This window comes from Micromonospora sp. NPDC092111, from assembly GCF_044755745.1.
Taxonomy (GTDB): domain Bacteria; phylum Actinomycetota; class Actinomycetes; order Mycobacteriales; family Micromonosporaceae; genus Micromonospora.
The window spans coordinates 21296-35681 of record NZ_JBIVRQ010000021.1 but is presented as its reverse complement, the minus strand read 5'-3'; the positions used below and the strand labels follow the sequence as shown (position 1 = coordinate 35681).

Below are 14386 nucleotides of genomic sequence, written 5' to 3'. Positions count from 1 at the left end.
CCGGGCGTCGGGGCGCGACGATCTCCGCGAGATCACTCCGGACCACCCACCACCACCGGCCGGACGCCGTCCTCGACCCCGGACAGCAGGGTCGAGGAGGCCAGTTCCCCGGCCAGCACCCGGTCGGGCCGCAGCCGGGCCAGGGCGCCACCCCGGTCGACGTACGCCGCGTGCTGCGCGTCCGTCCACGCCACCTCCCCGACGATCACCGGCCCGGCCGCCCGCGCCGACGGGGTCGCGCCGGCCAGGTCGACCAGCAGTGCGCCGTCCGCCCCGCCGACCCGACCGTTGACCAGCAGCCAGCGTCCGTCGGGGGAGACCGCGCCCTGGCCGTCGGCGGCGGGAGCCGGGTCGCAGCGGGTGGTGAGCGGGGTGAGGTCGACACCGAGCAGGGCCAGGCAGCTCTGGTCGCCGGAGCGGACCCGGGCGACCAGCCGGCCGTCCGGTCGTACCCCGTAGACGTCGAGGACGTCCCGGGCGACGGCGCCGGGCTGCGTACTCGGGGACGGACGCCAGAGCAGGTGCCCGCCCTGCGGGAGGTCCACCAGGACCTGGTCGCCGACGAAACGGACCGGTAGCGCGCCGGCCGGAGCCGGTGTGGACACGGTGGCGACGAGCTGGCTGGCGACGATGCCGGCGGCGAAGAGCCGGCCGTCGTCACGCCAGGCCACCTGCCGGCCGTCCGGGGCCAGTGTGATCTCCTCGGCCCCGGCGAGCAGCGCCTGCGGGGCGCGGCCGGAGGGCACGATCCAGAGGGTACGGCCGGCGGCGGTGACGGCGCCGGTCAGCAGCCAGCCGCCGTTGTCGGGCAGCCGCTGCGCCCGTTCGACCGGCCCGACGCCCAGTTCGTACCGCTGTCCCTCGGCAGTGACCAGGACGCCGGCCACGACCAGGTCCACCCCGCCGTCGGCCGGCCGGGCCGGCGGGGCGGGCGCGACCGGCCAGGCGGAGAGGGTGGCCACCCCGCGCGGGTCGCCGAGCACCACGGTCGGGGTGGTGGGGCGTCCGGCCTGCCCGCCGAGCTGCGTCATCCCGCCGGTGGCCAGGGCGGTGGCGACGCCGGCCAGCGCCAGCCCGGCGACCGTACGCCGTCGACGCAGCCGCCGGGCCCGCCCGAGCGCCAGCCCGGCCGGGTCGACGGGCAGCCGGGGCAGCGCGGCGACCCGGCGGGAGAACGTCTCCCGCAGCGCCTGCTCCAGCTCGTCGTCCTGCGTCACAGCTAATGGACGCTCCGGACCGCCGGTCTGGTTGTCCGGCCGGATCGGTGAGGGGTTCATCGGGTCTCCGCGGCGACCGGCGTCGTGGCCGGGCGCGCACCCGTGCCGACCGGCCGGGCCGGTGCCGGGCCGTCGCCGGTCCCGATCCGTCCCGCGGGTACGGCGCGGGCCGGCGTCGGGCCGGGGCGTACCGGCGCTGCCCGTCCAGGCGTGGGCGGGTGTGGGGTGGCCCGTTCGGGGGTCGTCGGTCGGGGGGTGGCCCGTTCGGGGGTCGCCCGGGGGGTGGCCCGACCGGGTGCCGGCTGGGGTGCGGCCCGACCGGGCGTCTGCGGGCGGCGGAGGGCTGCCGGGCGGGCGTCCGCCTCGGTCGTGAGGTCGAGCAGCGCCTCGCCGCCCATCCGGCGGCGCAGCGTGGCCAGGGCACGGGAGGTCTGGCTCTTCACCGTCCCGGGGGAGATCTCCAGCAGGGCGGCCGTCTGCGCCTCCGACAGGTCCTCGTAGTAGCGGAGCACCAGCACCGCCCGCTGCCGGGCGGGCAGCGCCCGGAGGTGCCGCCAGAGCGCGTCCCGGTCGAGTTGCTGCTCGATCTCGTCCACGCCGGCCCGCTCGGGCAGCACCTCGGTGGGGCGTTCACCGTGCCAGCGTCGCCGCCACCAGCTGGTGGCCGTGTTGACCAGCACCCGCCGGGCGTACGGCTCGACCGCGTCGATCCCGCCCAACCGCCGCCAGGCCAGGTACGTCTTCGTCAACGCGGTCTGGAGCAGGTCCTCGGCGGTCGCCCAGTCACCGGCGAGCAGGTACGCGGTGCGCAGCAGGGCACCGGAGCGTGCCGCGACGAAGTCGCGGAACTCCTCCTCCAGTGGATCCCGGTCGGCCACCGCTCACCTCCGCTCCCCGGCCTGCCTGGCAGGCTGCCACGCCGGGGAGCACCCGGTCGACGGCGGAAGGTGTGCAGTTCGTCCGACGGACGGACGAAAACTTTCACGCGCCGTCGTCGGCCTTGGCCTCGTCGGCCTCCTTGCCCAACCGGGCCTCCACCGCCTGCGGCTCGTACATCTCCTCGACCACCCGCAGGTAGAGCTCGTTCGGGTTGGGCAGATTCTTGACCTCGCGCAGCGCCTGTTCCTGGCCGGCCGACTCCAGCACAAAGGTGCCGTAGTTGAGCGCCCGGCCGGTCGGGCTCTGCTCGTACTTCATGTCGGTGACCCGGACCAGCGGCATCATGGCGACCCTGCGGGTGATGATGCCGTTGACCACCATGACCCGTTTGTTGGTCAGGATGAACCGGTCGTACCACCAGTCGGCGACCCGCCAGGCGACCCAGCCCATCACCGCGAACCAGAGCAGCACCGCGATCGTGGTGAGCGCGCCGACGTCCCGCCCGGCGAGGAAGCCGGACAGGTAGCCGAGGACGAAGGTGGCCGCGACGCCGACGATGATCGGCGTGGCGAGGTGGATCCAGTGCCGCTTCCACTCGCCCCGGTAACGCTCGGTGGGGAAGAGGTAGCGGGCGACCAGCGAGCTGGGCTCGTCCTCCAGCGGGAGCACCCGGCGGGGGACCATGCCCTGCGAGTCGACGCGCAGCCCGGCCAGCTCCTCCTCGGAGATGACCGGCTGCTGGTAGCCCGCCTCCGGGTCGCGGATCCAGGCCCGCCCCGAGCGCCCCTCACCGGCGTATCCCGGGCCGTCGCCGTAGCCGGCGTCGTCCGATAGGGACGGTCCGTCGGAGAGCCCCGCGCCGGACCCGAAGCCCGGCCCGTCGTCGGGTCGGTACCTCGGGATCGGCTCGGTGTCTCGCTCCCGGCGTTCCCGATCGGGATCGTCCGGGTCGAAGGGGGGTCCGGAGGGGCTGCCCATCGCTGGCTAGGCGACGAGGCTCGTGAAGAAGTCGCCGAAGCCCTGGGCGATGTCCATGATGCCGCCGCCGAGCGACTTGAAGACGTCCGCGGCGGAGTTCGGCCGGTAGGCAACGAAGAAGATCAAGAATGCGATACCGGCCCAGGTGAGGACCTTCTTGACCATAGCGGGCCATCCTCTCGCGCGGCGCCGGGTCCGTTTACCGCAGCGGCACCCAGAGTATCAGCATGATGTCGTAGAGTGAATATCTGCGTCCCATCCCTGTCCGACCCGGCGGGTTTCTCAGGCCCTTCCGTGCAGGTACGGGGACGGTGCGCCGTACACGAGCTCGGGCGGAGTCCACTCGGTGAGGTCGTGCAGGACGACATCTTCCGCGAGGAGGTGACCCGCGCTCGCCGGCCAGGCTATCGCATGGAGCCACATTCCCCGAGCCTCGCCGGCGTACGCACTTCGATCCGTCGCCGAATTGACCAACCACAGTGGAGTCGGATGGCCGCCCACCCGGATCCGCGCCGGCTCGACGTGCTCGGGATGCCCGGGGCCCGGACCGGGCCCGGCCAGCACCTCCGTCAACTCCGGACCGGGATCGGGGCCGGCCACTCCGGCGAACCGGGTGCCCAGCCCGACGCCGGGCTCCTCGGCCACCAGGACCAGTTCGGCCGGTCCCCCGCCGAGCGGTGCCGGCCCGGCGCACGCCACGGCCGTGGCCCGGACCCCACCGGGCTCGTCGCCGGCCCAGGCGACCCCGGTGACGGTCCAGCCGGCGGGCAGCGGCCACGGGCACCACAGCGGCAGCACGGGTCGCTCCGACCCGGTGTCGCCGGCGACCCGGTCCACCACGCTGGCCACGATCCCGGCGTCGATGTGCTCGGGTACGTGCAGCGGGGCGACCGGCCCGCAGCGGACACACCGCGATTCCCGGTGCATCAGATCCGGCGGTCGCACCTGACCCGCACACCTCGGACAACTCACCACGACACTCACATCCCCACCGTGGCCCCACATCGGAGGTCCGTCAAGCGGAGCGCCGGTTTCCTCCCCCGGCACGCCGATACCCGGCCGGCGGGTCTCCGGCCACTCCCGGGCCGGGATCGGCCGACGACTCACCCCGGCGCCGGCACGGGCGGGCAGCCGGCGGCTCAGGCCGGCGGCGGGCCGGCGTGCGTCCGGATCCAGGCGTGCATGGCGATGCCGCTGGCCACGCCGGCGTTGATCGACCGGGTCGAGCCGTACTGGGCGATCGAGATGAGTTGGTCGCAGGCGGTCCGGGCGGCGTCGGAGAGACCCGGACCCTCCTGGCCGAAGAGCAGCACGCAGCGCCGGGGCAGGCTGGTGGTCTCCAGCGGCCGGGAGCCGGGCAGGTTGTCGATGCCGACCACCGGCAGGTCGAGGCCGGCGGCCCAGTCGACGAACCCCTCGATCGTCGGGTGGTGCCGGACGTGCTGGTACCGGTCGGTGACCATGGCCCCGCGCCGGTTCCACCGCCGCAGCCCGACGATGTGCACCTCGGCGGCGAGGAAGGCGTTGGCGTTGCGCACGACGGTGCCGATGTTGAAGTCGTGCTGCCAGTTCTCGATCGCCACGTGGAAGTCGTGCCGACGCCGGTCCAGGTCGGCCACGACGGCTTCCCGCCGCCAGTACCGGTAGCGGTCCACCACGTTGCGCCGGTCGCCGTCGGCGAGCAGCTCGGGGTCGTAGCGCGGGTCGTCCGGCGGGTCGCCGGGCCACGGTCCGACACCCACGTCGAGCTGGTCCTCGGTCACGGTCTCCAGAGGGTACGGCCCGCCGGCCGCCCCGGTCAGCGCAGCCCCAGGGCGGCACCGAGCCGGTCCAGGATCCGCTGGTCGGCCGGGGATGCCGGGACGCCGCCGCCGGCCCCGCAGACCCGGACCGCCACCGACTCGACCCACTGCCGGTACGCGGCGGCGTCGGCCGGGTCGGCCCTGCGTCGCAGCAGCCGGACGGCGGCCCGGCAGGCGGCCAGCAGGTCGACCAGATCGGCGAGCCCTCCGGTCGGGGTGGTCGAGCCGTCGTGCCGGGCGTAGATCGCGGCGACCACGGCACGCACCAGGTCGCTGTCGGAGGCCCGGCCGGCGGCGACCGCGTCCAACCCGGCGAGCCCGGCGGAAACGCCCCGCGCCGGGCGGCCCGGGCCGGGCGAGGCGGTGGCGACGAGCACCCGACCCGGCAGGGTGGTGAGCAGGTCCCACTCGGCTGCGGAGTAGACGGCGGTGGTCAACGGTGCGGCACGACGTCCGGCAGAGGGCGGCTCTCCGGCGAGGGAGTGGCTCATCAGGACCTCCGGCGCCAGCATATGCCCCGGAACGGGTGACCGGCCCCGTCCCCGGGGAACCCGGTGGCGGGGCCTGCCGGGCCGCCACCGGATGCCCCGCGTCGTCGGGCCGGGTCGGGCGGATCCGCGCGGCGGGTCGGGCGGATCCGCACGCCGGGCGGGGGCGGATCCGCACGCCGGGTCCGGCTGGTTCCGCGCGGCGGGTCCGGCGGCGGACGGGTTCAGCGCCGTCCGACGGGCACCGCGAAGCTCAGCGCGGCTCGGGGAAGCTCGGCCGCTCCGGGTCGACGCCCTCGGGCACCGCCGCGGCGGCGTACTCGCGCTTGGGCACCATGACCTTGCGGCGGAAGACGCAGACCATGGTGCCGTCCTGGTTGTAGCCGCGGGTCTCCACCGCGACCACGCCACGATCGGGCTTCGACCCGGACTCCCGCTTGTCCAGCACGGTGGTCTCGCCGTAGATGGTGTCGCCGTGGAAGGTCGGCGCGACGTGTCGCAGCGACTCGACCTCCAGGTTGGCGATCGCCTTGCCGCTGACGTCCGGCACCGACATGCCGAGCAGCAGCGAGTAGATGTAGTTGCCGACCACCACGTTGCGCTTGAAGTGGGTCGCCGACCCGGCGTAGTGCGCGTCGAGGTGCAGCGGGTGGTGGTTCATGGTGAGCAGGCAGAAGAGGTGGTCGTCGTACTCGGTGACCGTCTTGCCGGGCCAGTGCCGGTAGACCGCGCCGACCTCGAACTCCTCGTAGTAGCGGCCGAACTGCATCCTTGTCCCCTTCGACGGGTGGCGATGGAGTTCGGCACAGCATGCCTTACCGCTTGTTAAGGAGATGACAGGGGCGCGGGTGGTGAGGAAACGTCACACCGGCGTCACCCGAGGGGAGACGCAATGAGCGGCGGGGCCCTCCCCGGCACCCGCCGCCCACGCTCTGATGCCCAAGATTCTGCCCCAGCCCGACGGCGGACGGACAGAGACGGAGGTCACATTTATCTTTTTGTAACACTACTCGCGGTAACTGAACCTCGGCTCGGCAGCGATCTTCCCAGGTGGGATAGCTGCTCTTCAGCGTGGAAGTTACCGTTTCGTAGTGCGTGCGCACGGTGATCTCCCTGGAAACGCTCCCATCACTACTGGTCACGCAAATGGGTCATGCAAGTGCGATCCGCACGCCCCGCTCGACAGATGCGTATCGATGGGCATGATCCGGACAGACCGGCCCGGTCCGGTTTCGGCAGGCCCGGCCCGGGAATTCGACGGGGTCCCGCCTGGTTCTACCGGACGAAAAACAATCCGCGCTGATCGGAGAGTGCAATGGCAACGGTTGAGCTGACCACGGCCAACTTCGACGAGGTGACCGCGAGCGACGGCGTCGTGCTGGTCGACTTCTGGGCCGAGTGGTGTGGCCCGTGCAAGCGGTTCGCCCCGGTGTACGAGCGCTCGTCGGAGAAGCACCCGGAGATCACCTTCGGCAAGGTCGACACCGAGGCGCAGCAGGAGCTGGGCGCCAAGTTCGACATCCGCTCGATCCCGACGATCATGGCGATCCGGGACGGCGTGATCGTCTTCTCCCAGCCCGGCGCCCTGCCGGAGTCGGCCCTGGAGAACCTGATCGAGCAGGTCCAGGCCCTCGACATGGACGACGTACGCAAGCAGCTCGCCGACCACAAGCACTGAGCACCGCAGACTGAACACCGCCGACGAAGGCCGGGTCCACGGGGCCCGGCCTTCGTCATGCCACTTGCCCTACACTCGTACACGTGTTCGAATGAAGGTCAGCGCTGGGAAGACCTCTCCGCTCCCCCGGACGAGGCATCCCGATCGGGCAGCGCCAGCGACGCCACCCCTGCCGCTGGCGCTGCCCAGCGCGATCCGCCGCACCGGTGCGGCGGGCTGGACGGCGCGCCCGCGCTGCTCGTCGGCGCGCTCCGGTAACACCTGGCCGACCCGGCGGCCCAGCCGGCGATCGGCACGACGAGTACCGGCACGGGCAGGCCAGCGACCCGAGCCCGCCGAACAGGCCCGGTTGCACGGCGCGCTCGGCGGTGGGGCCTGAGCGTCGGGGCTAGGCTCGGCGGATGCGGACCGCACAGCAGATCCTCGCCGACTCCGCCGTGATCGCCGTCGTGGGCGCGTCCCGCGACCCGCGCAAGGCCGCGCACAGCGTGCCGGCGCAGATGCAGCGGTACGGCTGGCGGATCATCCCGGTCAACCCGACCGTCGACGAGTTGTTCGGCGAGCAGGCGTACGCCTCACTGGCCGACATTCCGCACCCGGTGGACCTGGTGGACGTCTTCCGACCGGCCGAGGACGCGGTAGAGGTGGTACGGCAGGCGGCGGCGATCGGCGTCCCGGCGGTCTGGCTCCAGCTCGGCATCGTCTCGGCCGAGGCGCGGCGGATCGCCGGGGAGGCCGGGATGGAGTACGTCGAGGACCGCTGCCTGATCGTCGAACGGGCCGCCGCCGGCCTCACCCGCCTCGGCTGACCGCCGGACCGGGCCCGGACCCGCGGCCGGGACGGTGACGGCTGGCCGGGTGGTCGTACCCTGCGCGCATGCCTGTCCTGCCGACGGTTCGGATGCCCCCGATCGGTGACGGGTTGTGGGGGCGACGGCTGCTGGGCCTCGCGGTGGCGGCAGCGGCGGCCGGGGCGGTGGCGACGCCCCTGCTGAGGCATCCCCGCTTCGAGTTCGACGGGCTTGCCTGCCTGGTCTGGCTGGCGTTCGGCGCCCGCCAGTTGGTACGGCACTGGTGGCCCCGTCCAGCCGGCCGACTGGTCTGGTTGGCGCGGATCGCCGGCCGGGACGCCGTCGAGCCCGGGCTCGCGGCCCGTCGGTCGCTGGCTGGCTGGGTGGACCTCGCCGCCGATGTCATCTGGATCGGCGGGCCGGCGCTGGCGGGGATCGCGTTCGTCCCCGACGACCAGGATTGGGGCCTGCCCGTCCGCCGGGTGCTGATCGTGGTACTGGCGGCGGCACTTGGCCGGGTCTGCTACCACGAGGTGCGGTTCACCGGACGGGTGGCGCTCACCGCCAGCGGGGTGCGGTACGGCCGCCGGCTCCACGCCTGGGCGGACATCGACCGGGCGGTGGCGCACAGGAGGGACGGCCGGGTCGACGGGGTACGGCTGCGGCCGACGACGTGGCAGCCCCTGGAGCCGGCACCGGTGATCGGCGGACGGGACACGGCGGTGCCGGAAGCGCGGCTGGTGGCGGCGATCGAGGAGTATCGGTTACGCCCGCACGTGCTGGCCGGCGGCCCGGTCAGCGCGCCGGAGCCGACCACGGAGTCGACCGGCGGGTGACCGGGCTGTGGATCCCCGCCTGGTACGGCTCCAACGGCAACCGGTAACGGGTCAGAGCTTGTACTCCTTGAGCAGGCCACGCGAGATGATCGTCTTCTGGATCTCCGAGGTGCCCTCGCCGATGAGCAGGAACGGGGCCTCCCGCATCAGCCGCTCGATCTCGTACTCCTTGGAGTAGCCGTAGCCGCCGTGGATGCGGAACGCCTCCTGGACGACCTCGGCGCAGTACTCGGAGGCGAGCAGCTTGGCCATCCCGGCCTCGACGTCGTTGCGCTGGCCGGCGTCCTTGAGCCGGGCGGCGTTGACCATGAGCGAGTGGGCCGCCTCGATCTTGGTGCCCATCTCGGCGAGCTTGAAGGCGATGGCCTGGTGCCGGGCGAGGGGCTGGCCGAAGGTCTTCCGCTGTTGGGCGTACGCCACGGCCAGCTCGAAGGCGCGCAGCGAGATGCCGCAGGCGCGGGCGGCGACGTTGACCCGACCCACCTCGATGCCGTCCATCATCTGGTAGAAGCCACGGCCGACCTGCTCCGCGCCGCCGAGCACGGCCGAGGCGGGGACGGTCACCCCGTCGAGGACCATCTCGGTGGTCTCGACGCCCTTGTAGCCCATCTTGTCGATCTTGCCGGGGATGGTCAGGCCGGGCGCGGTCTCGCCGAAGCCGGGCTCCTTCTCCAACAGGAAGGTGCTCATGTTGCCGTAGACCGAGTCGGCGCCGGTGTCGGTCTTGACCAGGGTGGCCACCACCGAGGAGTACGCCCCGTTGGTCAGCCACATCTTCTGGCCGTTGAGCACGTAGTTGTCGCCGGCACGGACGGCCTTCGAGGTGATCGCCGAGACGTCGGAGCCGCACTCCGGTTCCGACATCGAGAACGCGCCCCGCACCTCGCCGGTGGCCATCCTCGGCAACAGCCGGGCCTGCTGCTCGGCCGAGCCGTGCTGGGAGATCAGGTACGCCACGATGAAGTGGGTGTTGACGATGCCGGAGATCGACATCCAGCCCCGGGACAGCTCCTCGACCACCAGCGCGTAGGTCAGCAGGGACTCGCCCAGCCCGCCGAACTCCTCGTCGATGGTGAGACCGAACAGCCCCATCTCGCGCATCCCGTCGAGGATGTCGGTCGGGTACTCGTCGGCGTGCTCCAGCCGCTGCGCGTGCGGGATGATCTCCTTGTTCGCGAACTCCCGGACGGTTTCCAGGATCGACCGCTGCACGTCGGTCAGGCCGGGCGTCTGGGCGAGTCGGGCCATCTCAGCCTCCGGGGATCGGCGCACTACTCGTAGGTAACTGAACGCTCGGTCAGTATCGGGCTCCCGACCTGCCGCGCCAAGGTGACCAGTCCACACAACCGCTGTGAAAAGGTTCACCGCTACGGGTAGCGTCCGCAAGAGAGAGCGCCACTGACCTGCGGCGGAGGGGTGAGCGAGAGTGAGTACGCCACCGGGTGAGCCCGAGCAGCCACCCTCGCCGTACGAGTCGCCGTACCGCCCGCCGGGCGAGCAGCCGGGGACCGCGCAGCAACCATGGGGTCCGCCACCGCCCGACCAGCCGCAGTGGGGCCAGCCGCCCGGGGCGGCACCCGGCCGACCGGCCGAGCAGCCGCAGTGGGGGCAGCCGCCCGAGCAGCCGCCGTGGGGGCAGCCGCCGGACCAGGCGCAGTGGGGGCAGCCGCAACCGCCGGGCGGCCAGCAGTGGGGGCAGCAGCCGCCGCACCCGCCGCAGGGGCCGTACGGGCCGTACGGGCCGCCGCCCGGCAGTGGTGGCGGGACCAACGTACTGGCGATCCTGTCCCTGGTCTTCGCCTTCGTCTTCGCCCCGGCCGGAATCGTCCTCGGCCACCTCGCCCGGCAGCAGATCCGGCGCACCGGCGAGGAGGGCGACCAGCTCGCCACCTGGGGCCTGGTGCTCAGCTACGTGTTCACCGTGTTCGGGCTGGTCGCCTGCTGCGGCTGGCTGGCCTTCGCCCTCTGGGCCGGCGCCGACCACGGCAGCACCTACTGATCAGCGGAACTGCGCCTCCCGGACGCTGTTGCCGCCGTCCACCACCAGCATCTGCCCGGTGATGTACGACGCCGCCGGCGAACAGAGGAAGGCGATCGCGGCGGCCACCTCGTCCGGGGTGCCCGGCCGGCCGACCGGAGTGCCCAGCCCCTGCTTGATCTCTGCCATCGTGGAGGCCGCTGTGTAGATCGTGCCCGGGGCCACCGCGTTCACCGTCACCCCGTCGGCGATCATCTCCATCGCCAGTGCCCGGGTCAGCCCGACCACCCCGGCCTTGGCCGCCGCGTACGCCGCCTCGGTGGGCAGCGCGTTGACCGGCCCGGCGGTCGCCGAGAGGTTGACGATCCGCCCCCAGCCCCGCTCGGCCATCCCACTGATGAAGGCCCGGCTGCACAGGAACGCGGTGGTCAGGTTCCGGTCGATCTCGCCGCGCCACTCGTCGTAGCTGAGCTGGGCCACCGGGCGCAGCACCTCGGGGCTGGCCCGGCTCGCCAGCCCGGCGTTGTTGACCAGCACCTCGACGTCGCCGAGCTGCTCGGCGACCGCGTCGGCGAGCGCGCCGACCTCCGACTCGTCGGTCAGGTCGGCGACGAAGCCGATCACGCCCAGCTCGCCGGCCCGCTCGTGGATCCGCCGGGTGGTGGAGACGATCGCCACCCGGGCCCCCAGGTCGGCCAGCCGGCGGGCGGTCGCGTACCCGATGCCGTCCGGGCTGCCCGCGCCGGTGACCAGGGCGACCCGGCCGTCCAGCCGCATGGTCACCGGATCGGCCACCGGGACCGGCTCGTCCTGGCCGGTCGGGCCGCCACCGCCGGTGGCGCGGGTGCGCCGGGCCAGTCCCGGGCGGCTCACGTCCCGCCTCGGTCGGCTGCCGGATCGGTCGGCCCCACGTGCGTCGATTGCCATGCCGCGATCCTGCCCGCTCGACCGGGCCCGGGCAACGACGCACCACCGGCGGGCCTCGCCGCTGTCCGAGCCTGGCTACCCTGACGGCGCACCTACATGCGACGGAGAAGATCAGATGACCTATCCCCCGCCCTCCGGTGGCTGGCAGGACCCGGCGTGGTCGGGCCAGCAGCCCGACCCGACACTGCCGGTTCCCGCCCAGCCCACCGGCAAGGACCCGTACGCCCCGGCCGACCCGTACGCGGGCGCGCCGGTCATCCCCGCCCAGGCGGTGCCGGCCGACCCGTACGCCGCCGCGGCCGGCTACCCGCCGCCGGCCGGCTACCCCGGGTACGGCTACCCGCCCGCGCCGCCGCAGAACGGCCTCGCCATCGCCGCGATGATCGTGTCGATCATCGGCGCGCTGGGCCTCTGCGGCTACGGGCTCGGCGGCTACATCGGCATCGTCGGCGCGATCCTCGGCCACGTGTCCCGCAAGCAGATCAAGGAGCGCGGTGAGGGCGGGGCCGGCTTCGCCACCGCCGGCATCATCGTCGGCTGGATCGCCACCGCGATCGCGGTGCTGGCCACCATCGTCCTCGTGGTCTTCTTCGTCTGGCTGGCCAACCAGGACCCGTCCAGCTACGACAGCACCACGTACTGAGCCCGGCGGGCCGCCCCGGGTCGCCCGGGGCGGCCCGGTCGCTCACTGCGCCGGTGGGGTGAACCGCGACGTACGGGTCATCCCGGCCGCCCGCCCCTTGGCGGCGATCACCAGGGCCATCTTCCGGGACGCCTCGTCGATCATCTCGTCGCCGAGCATCACCGCACCCAGCCTGCCGCCGGCCTCCGAGGTGTAGTGCTGGTACGCGTCGAGGATCAGCTCGGCGTGGTCGTAGTCGGCCTGGGCCGGGGAGTAGACCTCGTTGGCCGCGTCGATCTGGCCCGGGTGCAGCACCCACTTGCCGTCGAAGCCGAGCGCCGCCGAACGCTTGGCCACCTCGCGGAACGCGTCGGTGTCCCGGATCTGGAGGAACGGACCGTCGATGGCCTGCTTGTCGTGCATCCGGGCGGCCATCAGGATGCGCATCAGGATGTAGTGGTACGGGTCGCCCGGGTAGTCCGGGATGAGCGCGCCGACCACCAGGGACTTCATGTTGATCGAGGCCATGAAGTCGGCCGGGCCGAAGATGATGGTCTCCACCCGGGGCGAGGCGGCGGCGATCGCGTCCACGTTGACCAGGCCGGCGGCGTTCTCGATCTGCGCCTCGATGCCGATCCGGCCGACCTCCAGCCCGAGGGTCCGCTCGATCTGGGTGAGCAGCAGGTCGAGCCACTGCACCTGGGCGGCGTCCTGCACCTTCGGCAGCATGACGCAGTCGAGGTTGGCGCCGGCCCCCTCGACCACCTCGATGACGTCCCGGTAGGTCCACGGGGTGGTCAGGTCGTTGACCCGGACCACCCGGGTCTTGCCGGCCCAGTCGCCCTCGTTGAGCGCGGCCACGATGTTCTTCCGGGCGTCCGGCTTGGCCAGCGGCGCGACCGCGTCCTCCAGGTCGAGGAAGACCTGGTCCGCCGGTAGGCCCTGGGCCTTGCCGAGCATCTTCACGCTGGAGCCCGGCACGGCGAGGCAGGACCGGCGGGGACGACCGACAGCGGCCATGGATGCGCTCCTTCCGGCGCCCGGCGGGCACGCCGACGCCACCGGGACAAGACGGGAACTTAACGATCCCAAAGGGCTTTGTGACGCCACGGTAACCTCGTGCCGTGACCGGGGTGAATGGACCTGTGGAAGATCTCACTGGACGGCGGACCGTGGTGGTGACCGGGGCCAGCTCCGGCATCGGACTGGCCGCCGCCCTGGATCTGGCCCGGCGGGGCGACCGGGTGGTGCTGGTCGGCCGGGACCCGGCCCGCCTCCAGGCCGCCGGTGACCGGGTACGCGAGGCCGCCGGCGAGCGGCCGGAGCTGTTCCGCGCCGACTTCGCCGTGCTGGACGACGTACGCGGGCTCGCCGAGCGGCTGCGGGCGGCGTACGACCGGATCGACGTGCTGGCCAACAACGCCGGGGCGATCGTGCTGGAGCCGCTCACCACGGTCGACGGCTTCGAGCTGTCGATCCAGGCCAACCACCTGGCCCCGTTCCTGCTGAGCAACCTGCTGGCCGACCGGATCGGCCGGATGGTGGTGACCGCCTCCGGCGCGCACCGCAGCGGGGTCCTCGACCCGGACGACCTCAACGCCACGCTGCGCCACTACTGGCCGATGCGCGCGTACGGCACCAGCAAGCAGGCGAACATCCTGTTCGCCGCCGAGGCGGCCCGGCGCTGGCCGGACGTGTCGGCGTACTCGTTCCACCCGGGCGTGGTGCGGACCCGGTTCGGTGCCGACAGCCGGCTGGTCGCGCTCGGCATGCGGGTCCTGCCGTTCCGCAGCCCGCAGAAGGGCGCCGAGACGCTGGTCTGGCTCGCCAACTCCGACCCGTCCCGGCTGGTCGACGGCGGCTACTACGCCGACCGGCAGCCGCGTCGACCGCTGCCGAAGGCGGCCGACCGGCAGCTCGCCACCCGGCTCTGGACGGCCAGCGCCGAGGCGGTCGGCCTCCCGGCCTGACCACCCGGTCAGGCCGACCAGAACGACCACCCCGCACCGTCGCGAGTCCGCCCCAGCTAGGCGTGGGCGGGGCGGGGGCAGCCCGGCTGGGCTCCGCAACATCGCCGATCCAGCGGTATCGGAGCAAGCGGATACCGCAACATCCCCCACCCTGAGTCGATCATGGAGAGTCCGCCGGTGACGATCGCGGCCTGGTCCTCTCCTTCCGGCGTGAGTGGTA

17 protein-coding genes are annotated in these 14386 nt (G+C 73.0%); 6 read left to right on the top strand and 11 right to left on the bottom strand.

The window, feature by feature from the left end; translation table 11 throughout:
• Positions 1-32: 32 nt before the first annotated feature.
• The 8 genes from ACIQG9_RS27235 to ACIQG9_RS27200 all read right to left on the bottom strand — a co-directional run bounded on the left by ACIQG9_RS27235 (position 33) and on the right by ACIQG9_RS27200 (position 6133).
• Positions 33-1277: a hypothetical protein gene (locus ACIQG9_RS27235; protein WP_400407799.1), complete on the bottom strand. Its 1245-nt coding sequence runs from the start codon at positions 1275-1277 to the stop codon at positions 33-35.
• Positions 1274-2095, bottom strand: coding sequence for a SigE family RNA polymerase sigma factor (locus ACIQG9_RS27230; protein WP_400407796.1), 822 nt, complete (start codon positions 2093-2095; stop codon positions 1274-1276). Before ACIQG9_RS27230 ends, ACIQG9_RS27235 begins: the two co-directional genes overlap by 4 nt.
• 103 nt (positions 2096-2198) lie before the next feature.
• Positions 2199-3074: a PH domain-containing protein gene (locus tag ACIQG9_RS27225; protein ID WP_400407793.1), complete on the bottom strand. Its 876-nt coding sequence runs from the start codon at positions 3072-3074 to the stop codon at positions 2199-2201.
• A 6-nt stretch (positions 3075-3080) separates the two neighbouring features.
• Entirely contained in the window at positions 3081-3239 is a 159-nt protein-coding gene (locus tag ACIQG9_RS27220; RefSeq protein ID WP_007455302.1) for a hypothetical protein, read from the bottom strand.
• A 117-nt stretch (positions 3240-3356) separates the two neighbouring features.
• On the bottom strand, positions 3357-4079 hold the full coding sequence (locus ACIQG9_RS27215; RefSeq protein ID WP_400407791.1) for a DUF6758 family protein: 723 nt from the start codon (positions 4077-4079) through the stop codon (positions 3357-3359).
• A gap of 134 nt (positions 4080-4213) precedes the next feature.
• Positions 4214-4837, bottom strand: a complete 624-nt coding sequence (locus ACIQG9_RS27210) for a TrmH family RNA methyltransferase (protein ID WP_400407789.1) — start codon at positions 4835-4837, stop codon at positions 4214-4216.
• 35 nt (positions 4838-4872) lie between these two features.
• Complete coding sequence (locus ACIQG9_RS27205) at positions 4873-5388, bottom strand: hypothetical protein (RefSeq protein WP_400407787.1); 516 nt, start codon at positions 5386-5388, stop codon at positions 4873-4875.
• Positions 5389-5617: 229 nt separating this feature from the next.
• Complete coding sequence (locus ACIQG9_RS27200; RefSeq protein WP_400407785.1) at positions 5618-6133, bottom strand: MaoC family dehydratase; 516 nt, start codon at positions 6131-6133, stop codon at positions 5618-5620.
• 546 nt (positions 6134-6679) lie between these two features.
• Here ACIQG9_RS27200 and trxA point away from each other — a divergent pair.
• The 3 genes from trxA (at position 6680) to ACIQG9_RS27185 (ending at position 8669) form a co-directional block, all read left to right on the top strand.
• Entirely contained in the window at positions 6680-7042 is a 363-nt protein-coding gene (gene trxA, locus ACIQG9_RS27195; RefSeq protein ID WP_400407782.1) for a thioredoxin, read from the top strand.
• A 401-nt stretch (positions 7043-7443) separates the two neighbouring features.
• Positions 7444-7851 (top strand): CoA-binding protein, encoded by a 408-nt coding sequence (locus ACIQG9_RS27190; RefSeq protein ID WP_400407780.1) that lies wholly within the window; start codon positions 7444-7446, stop codon positions 7849-7851.
• 68 nt (positions 7852-7919) lie between these two features.
• Entirely contained in the window at positions 7920-8669 is a 750-nt protein-coding gene (locus tag ACIQG9_RS27185) for a hypothetical protein (protein ID WP_400407778.1), read from the top strand.
• 51 nt (positions 8670-8720) lie between these two features.
• Here the strand turns inward: ACIQG9_RS27185 and ACIQG9_RS27180 are convergent, their stop codons facing one another.
• Complete coding sequence (locus ACIQG9_RS27180) at positions 8721-9917, bottom strand: acyl-CoA dehydrogenase family protein (RefSeq protein WP_400407776.1); 1197 nt, start codon at positions 9915-9917, stop codon at positions 8721-8723.
• Between the two features lie 178 nt (positions 9918-10095).
• Between ACIQG9_RS27180 and ACIQG9_RS27175 the strand changes: the two genes are divergently transcribed.
• Positions 10096-10668 carry a DUF4190 domain-containing protein gene (locus ACIQG9_RS27175; RefSeq protein ID WP_400407774.1) on the top strand — a complete coding sequence of 191 codons (573 nt, stop codon included), beginning with the start codon at positions 10096-10098 and terminating at the stop codon, positions 10666-10668.
• Here ACIQG9_RS27175 and ACIQG9_RS27170 read toward each other — a convergent pair whose 3' ends face one another.
• Positions 10669-11505: an SDR family NAD(P)-dependent oxidoreductase gene (locus ACIQG9_RS27170; protein ID WP_400407862.1), complete on the bottom strand. Its 837-nt coding sequence runs from the start codon at positions 11503-11505 to the stop codon at positions 10669-10671.
• A gap of 184 nt (positions 11506-11689) precedes the next feature.
• Here ACIQG9_RS27170 and ACIQG9_RS27165 point away from each other — a divergent pair, with 184 nt between their 5' ends.
• Positions 11690-12217 (top strand): DUF4190 domain-containing protein, encoded by a 528-nt coding sequence (locus tag ACIQG9_RS27165; protein ID WP_400407772.1) that lies wholly within the window; start codon positions 11690-11692, stop codon positions 12215-12217.
• Between the two features lie 42 nt (positions 12218-12259).
• Here ACIQG9_RS27165 and ACIQG9_RS27160 read toward each other — a convergent pair whose 3' ends face one another.
• On the bottom strand, positions 12260-13216 hold the full coding sequence (locus ACIQG9_RS27160; RefSeq protein ID WP_400407770.1) for an HpcH/HpaI aldolase/citrate lyase family protein: 957 nt from the start codon (positions 13214-13216) through the stop codon (positions 12260-12262).
• Positions 13217-13341: 125 nt separating this feature from the next.
• Here ACIQG9_RS27160 and ACIQG9_RS27155 point away from each other — a divergent pair, with 125 nt between their 5' ends.
• The gene (locus tag ACIQG9_RS27155; RefSeq protein WP_400407767.1) at positions 13342-14166 is read left to right on the top strand and encodes an SDR family NAD(P)-dependent oxidoreductase; all 825 of its coding nucleotides are present in this window, start codon (positions 13342-13344) and stop codon (positions 14164-14166) included.
• Positions 14167-14386: the final 220 nt, after the last annotated feature.

Bases quoted from the DNA above. Each gene is read 5' to 3' on its own strand.
- ACIQG9_RS27205 (WP_400407787.1), bottom strand. From the start codon at position 5,388: ATGCTGGCGCCGGAGGTCCTGATGAGCCACTCCCTCGCCGGAGAGCCG.
- ACIQG9_RS27235 (WP_400407799.1), bottom strand. From the start codon at position 1,277: ATGAACCCCTCACCGATCCGGCCGGACAACCAGACCGGCGGTCCGGAG.
- ACIQG9_RS27180 (WP_400407776.1), bottom strand. From the start codon at position 9,917: ATGGCCCGACTCGCCCAGACGCCCGGCCTGACCGACGTGCAGCGGTCG.
- ACIQG9_RS27160 (WP_400407770.1), bottom strand. From the start codon at position 13,216: ATGGCCGCTGTCGGTCGTCCCCGCCGGTCCTGCCTCGCCGTGCCGGGC.
- ACIQG9_RS27190 (WP_400407780.1), top strand. From the start codon at position 7,444: ATGCGGACCGCACAGCAGATCCTCGCCGACTCCGCCGTGATCGCCGTC.
- trxA (WP_400407782.1), top strand. From the start codon at position 6,680: ATGGCAACGGTTGAGCTGACCACGGCCAACTTCGACGAGGTGACCGCG.
- ACIQG9_RS27215 (WP_400407791.1), bottom strand. From the start codon at position 4,079: ATGTGGGGCCACGGTGGGGATGTGAGTGTCGTGGTGAGTTGTCCGAGG.
- ACIQG9_RS27220 (WP_007455302.1), bottom strand. From the start codon at position 3,239: ATGGTCAAGAAGGTCCTCACCTGGGCCGGTATCGCATTCTTGATCTTC.
- ACIQG9_RS27225 (WP_400407793.1), bottom strand. From the start codon at position 3,074: ATGGGCAGCCCCTCCGGACCCCCCTTCGACCCGGACGATCCCGATCGG.
- ACIQG9_RS27165 (WP_400407772.1), top strand. From the start codon at position 11,690: ATGACCTATCCCCCGCCCTCCGGTGGCTGGCAGGACCCGGCGTGGTCG.
- ACIQG9_RS27185 (WP_400407778.1), top strand. From the start codon at position 7,920: ATGCCTGTCCTGCCGACGGTTCGGATGCCCCCGATCGGTGACGGGTTG.
- ACIQG9_RS27200 (WP_400407785.1), bottom strand. From the start codon at position 6,133: ATGCAGTTCGGCCGCTACTACGAGGAGTTCGAGGTCGGCGCGGTCTAC.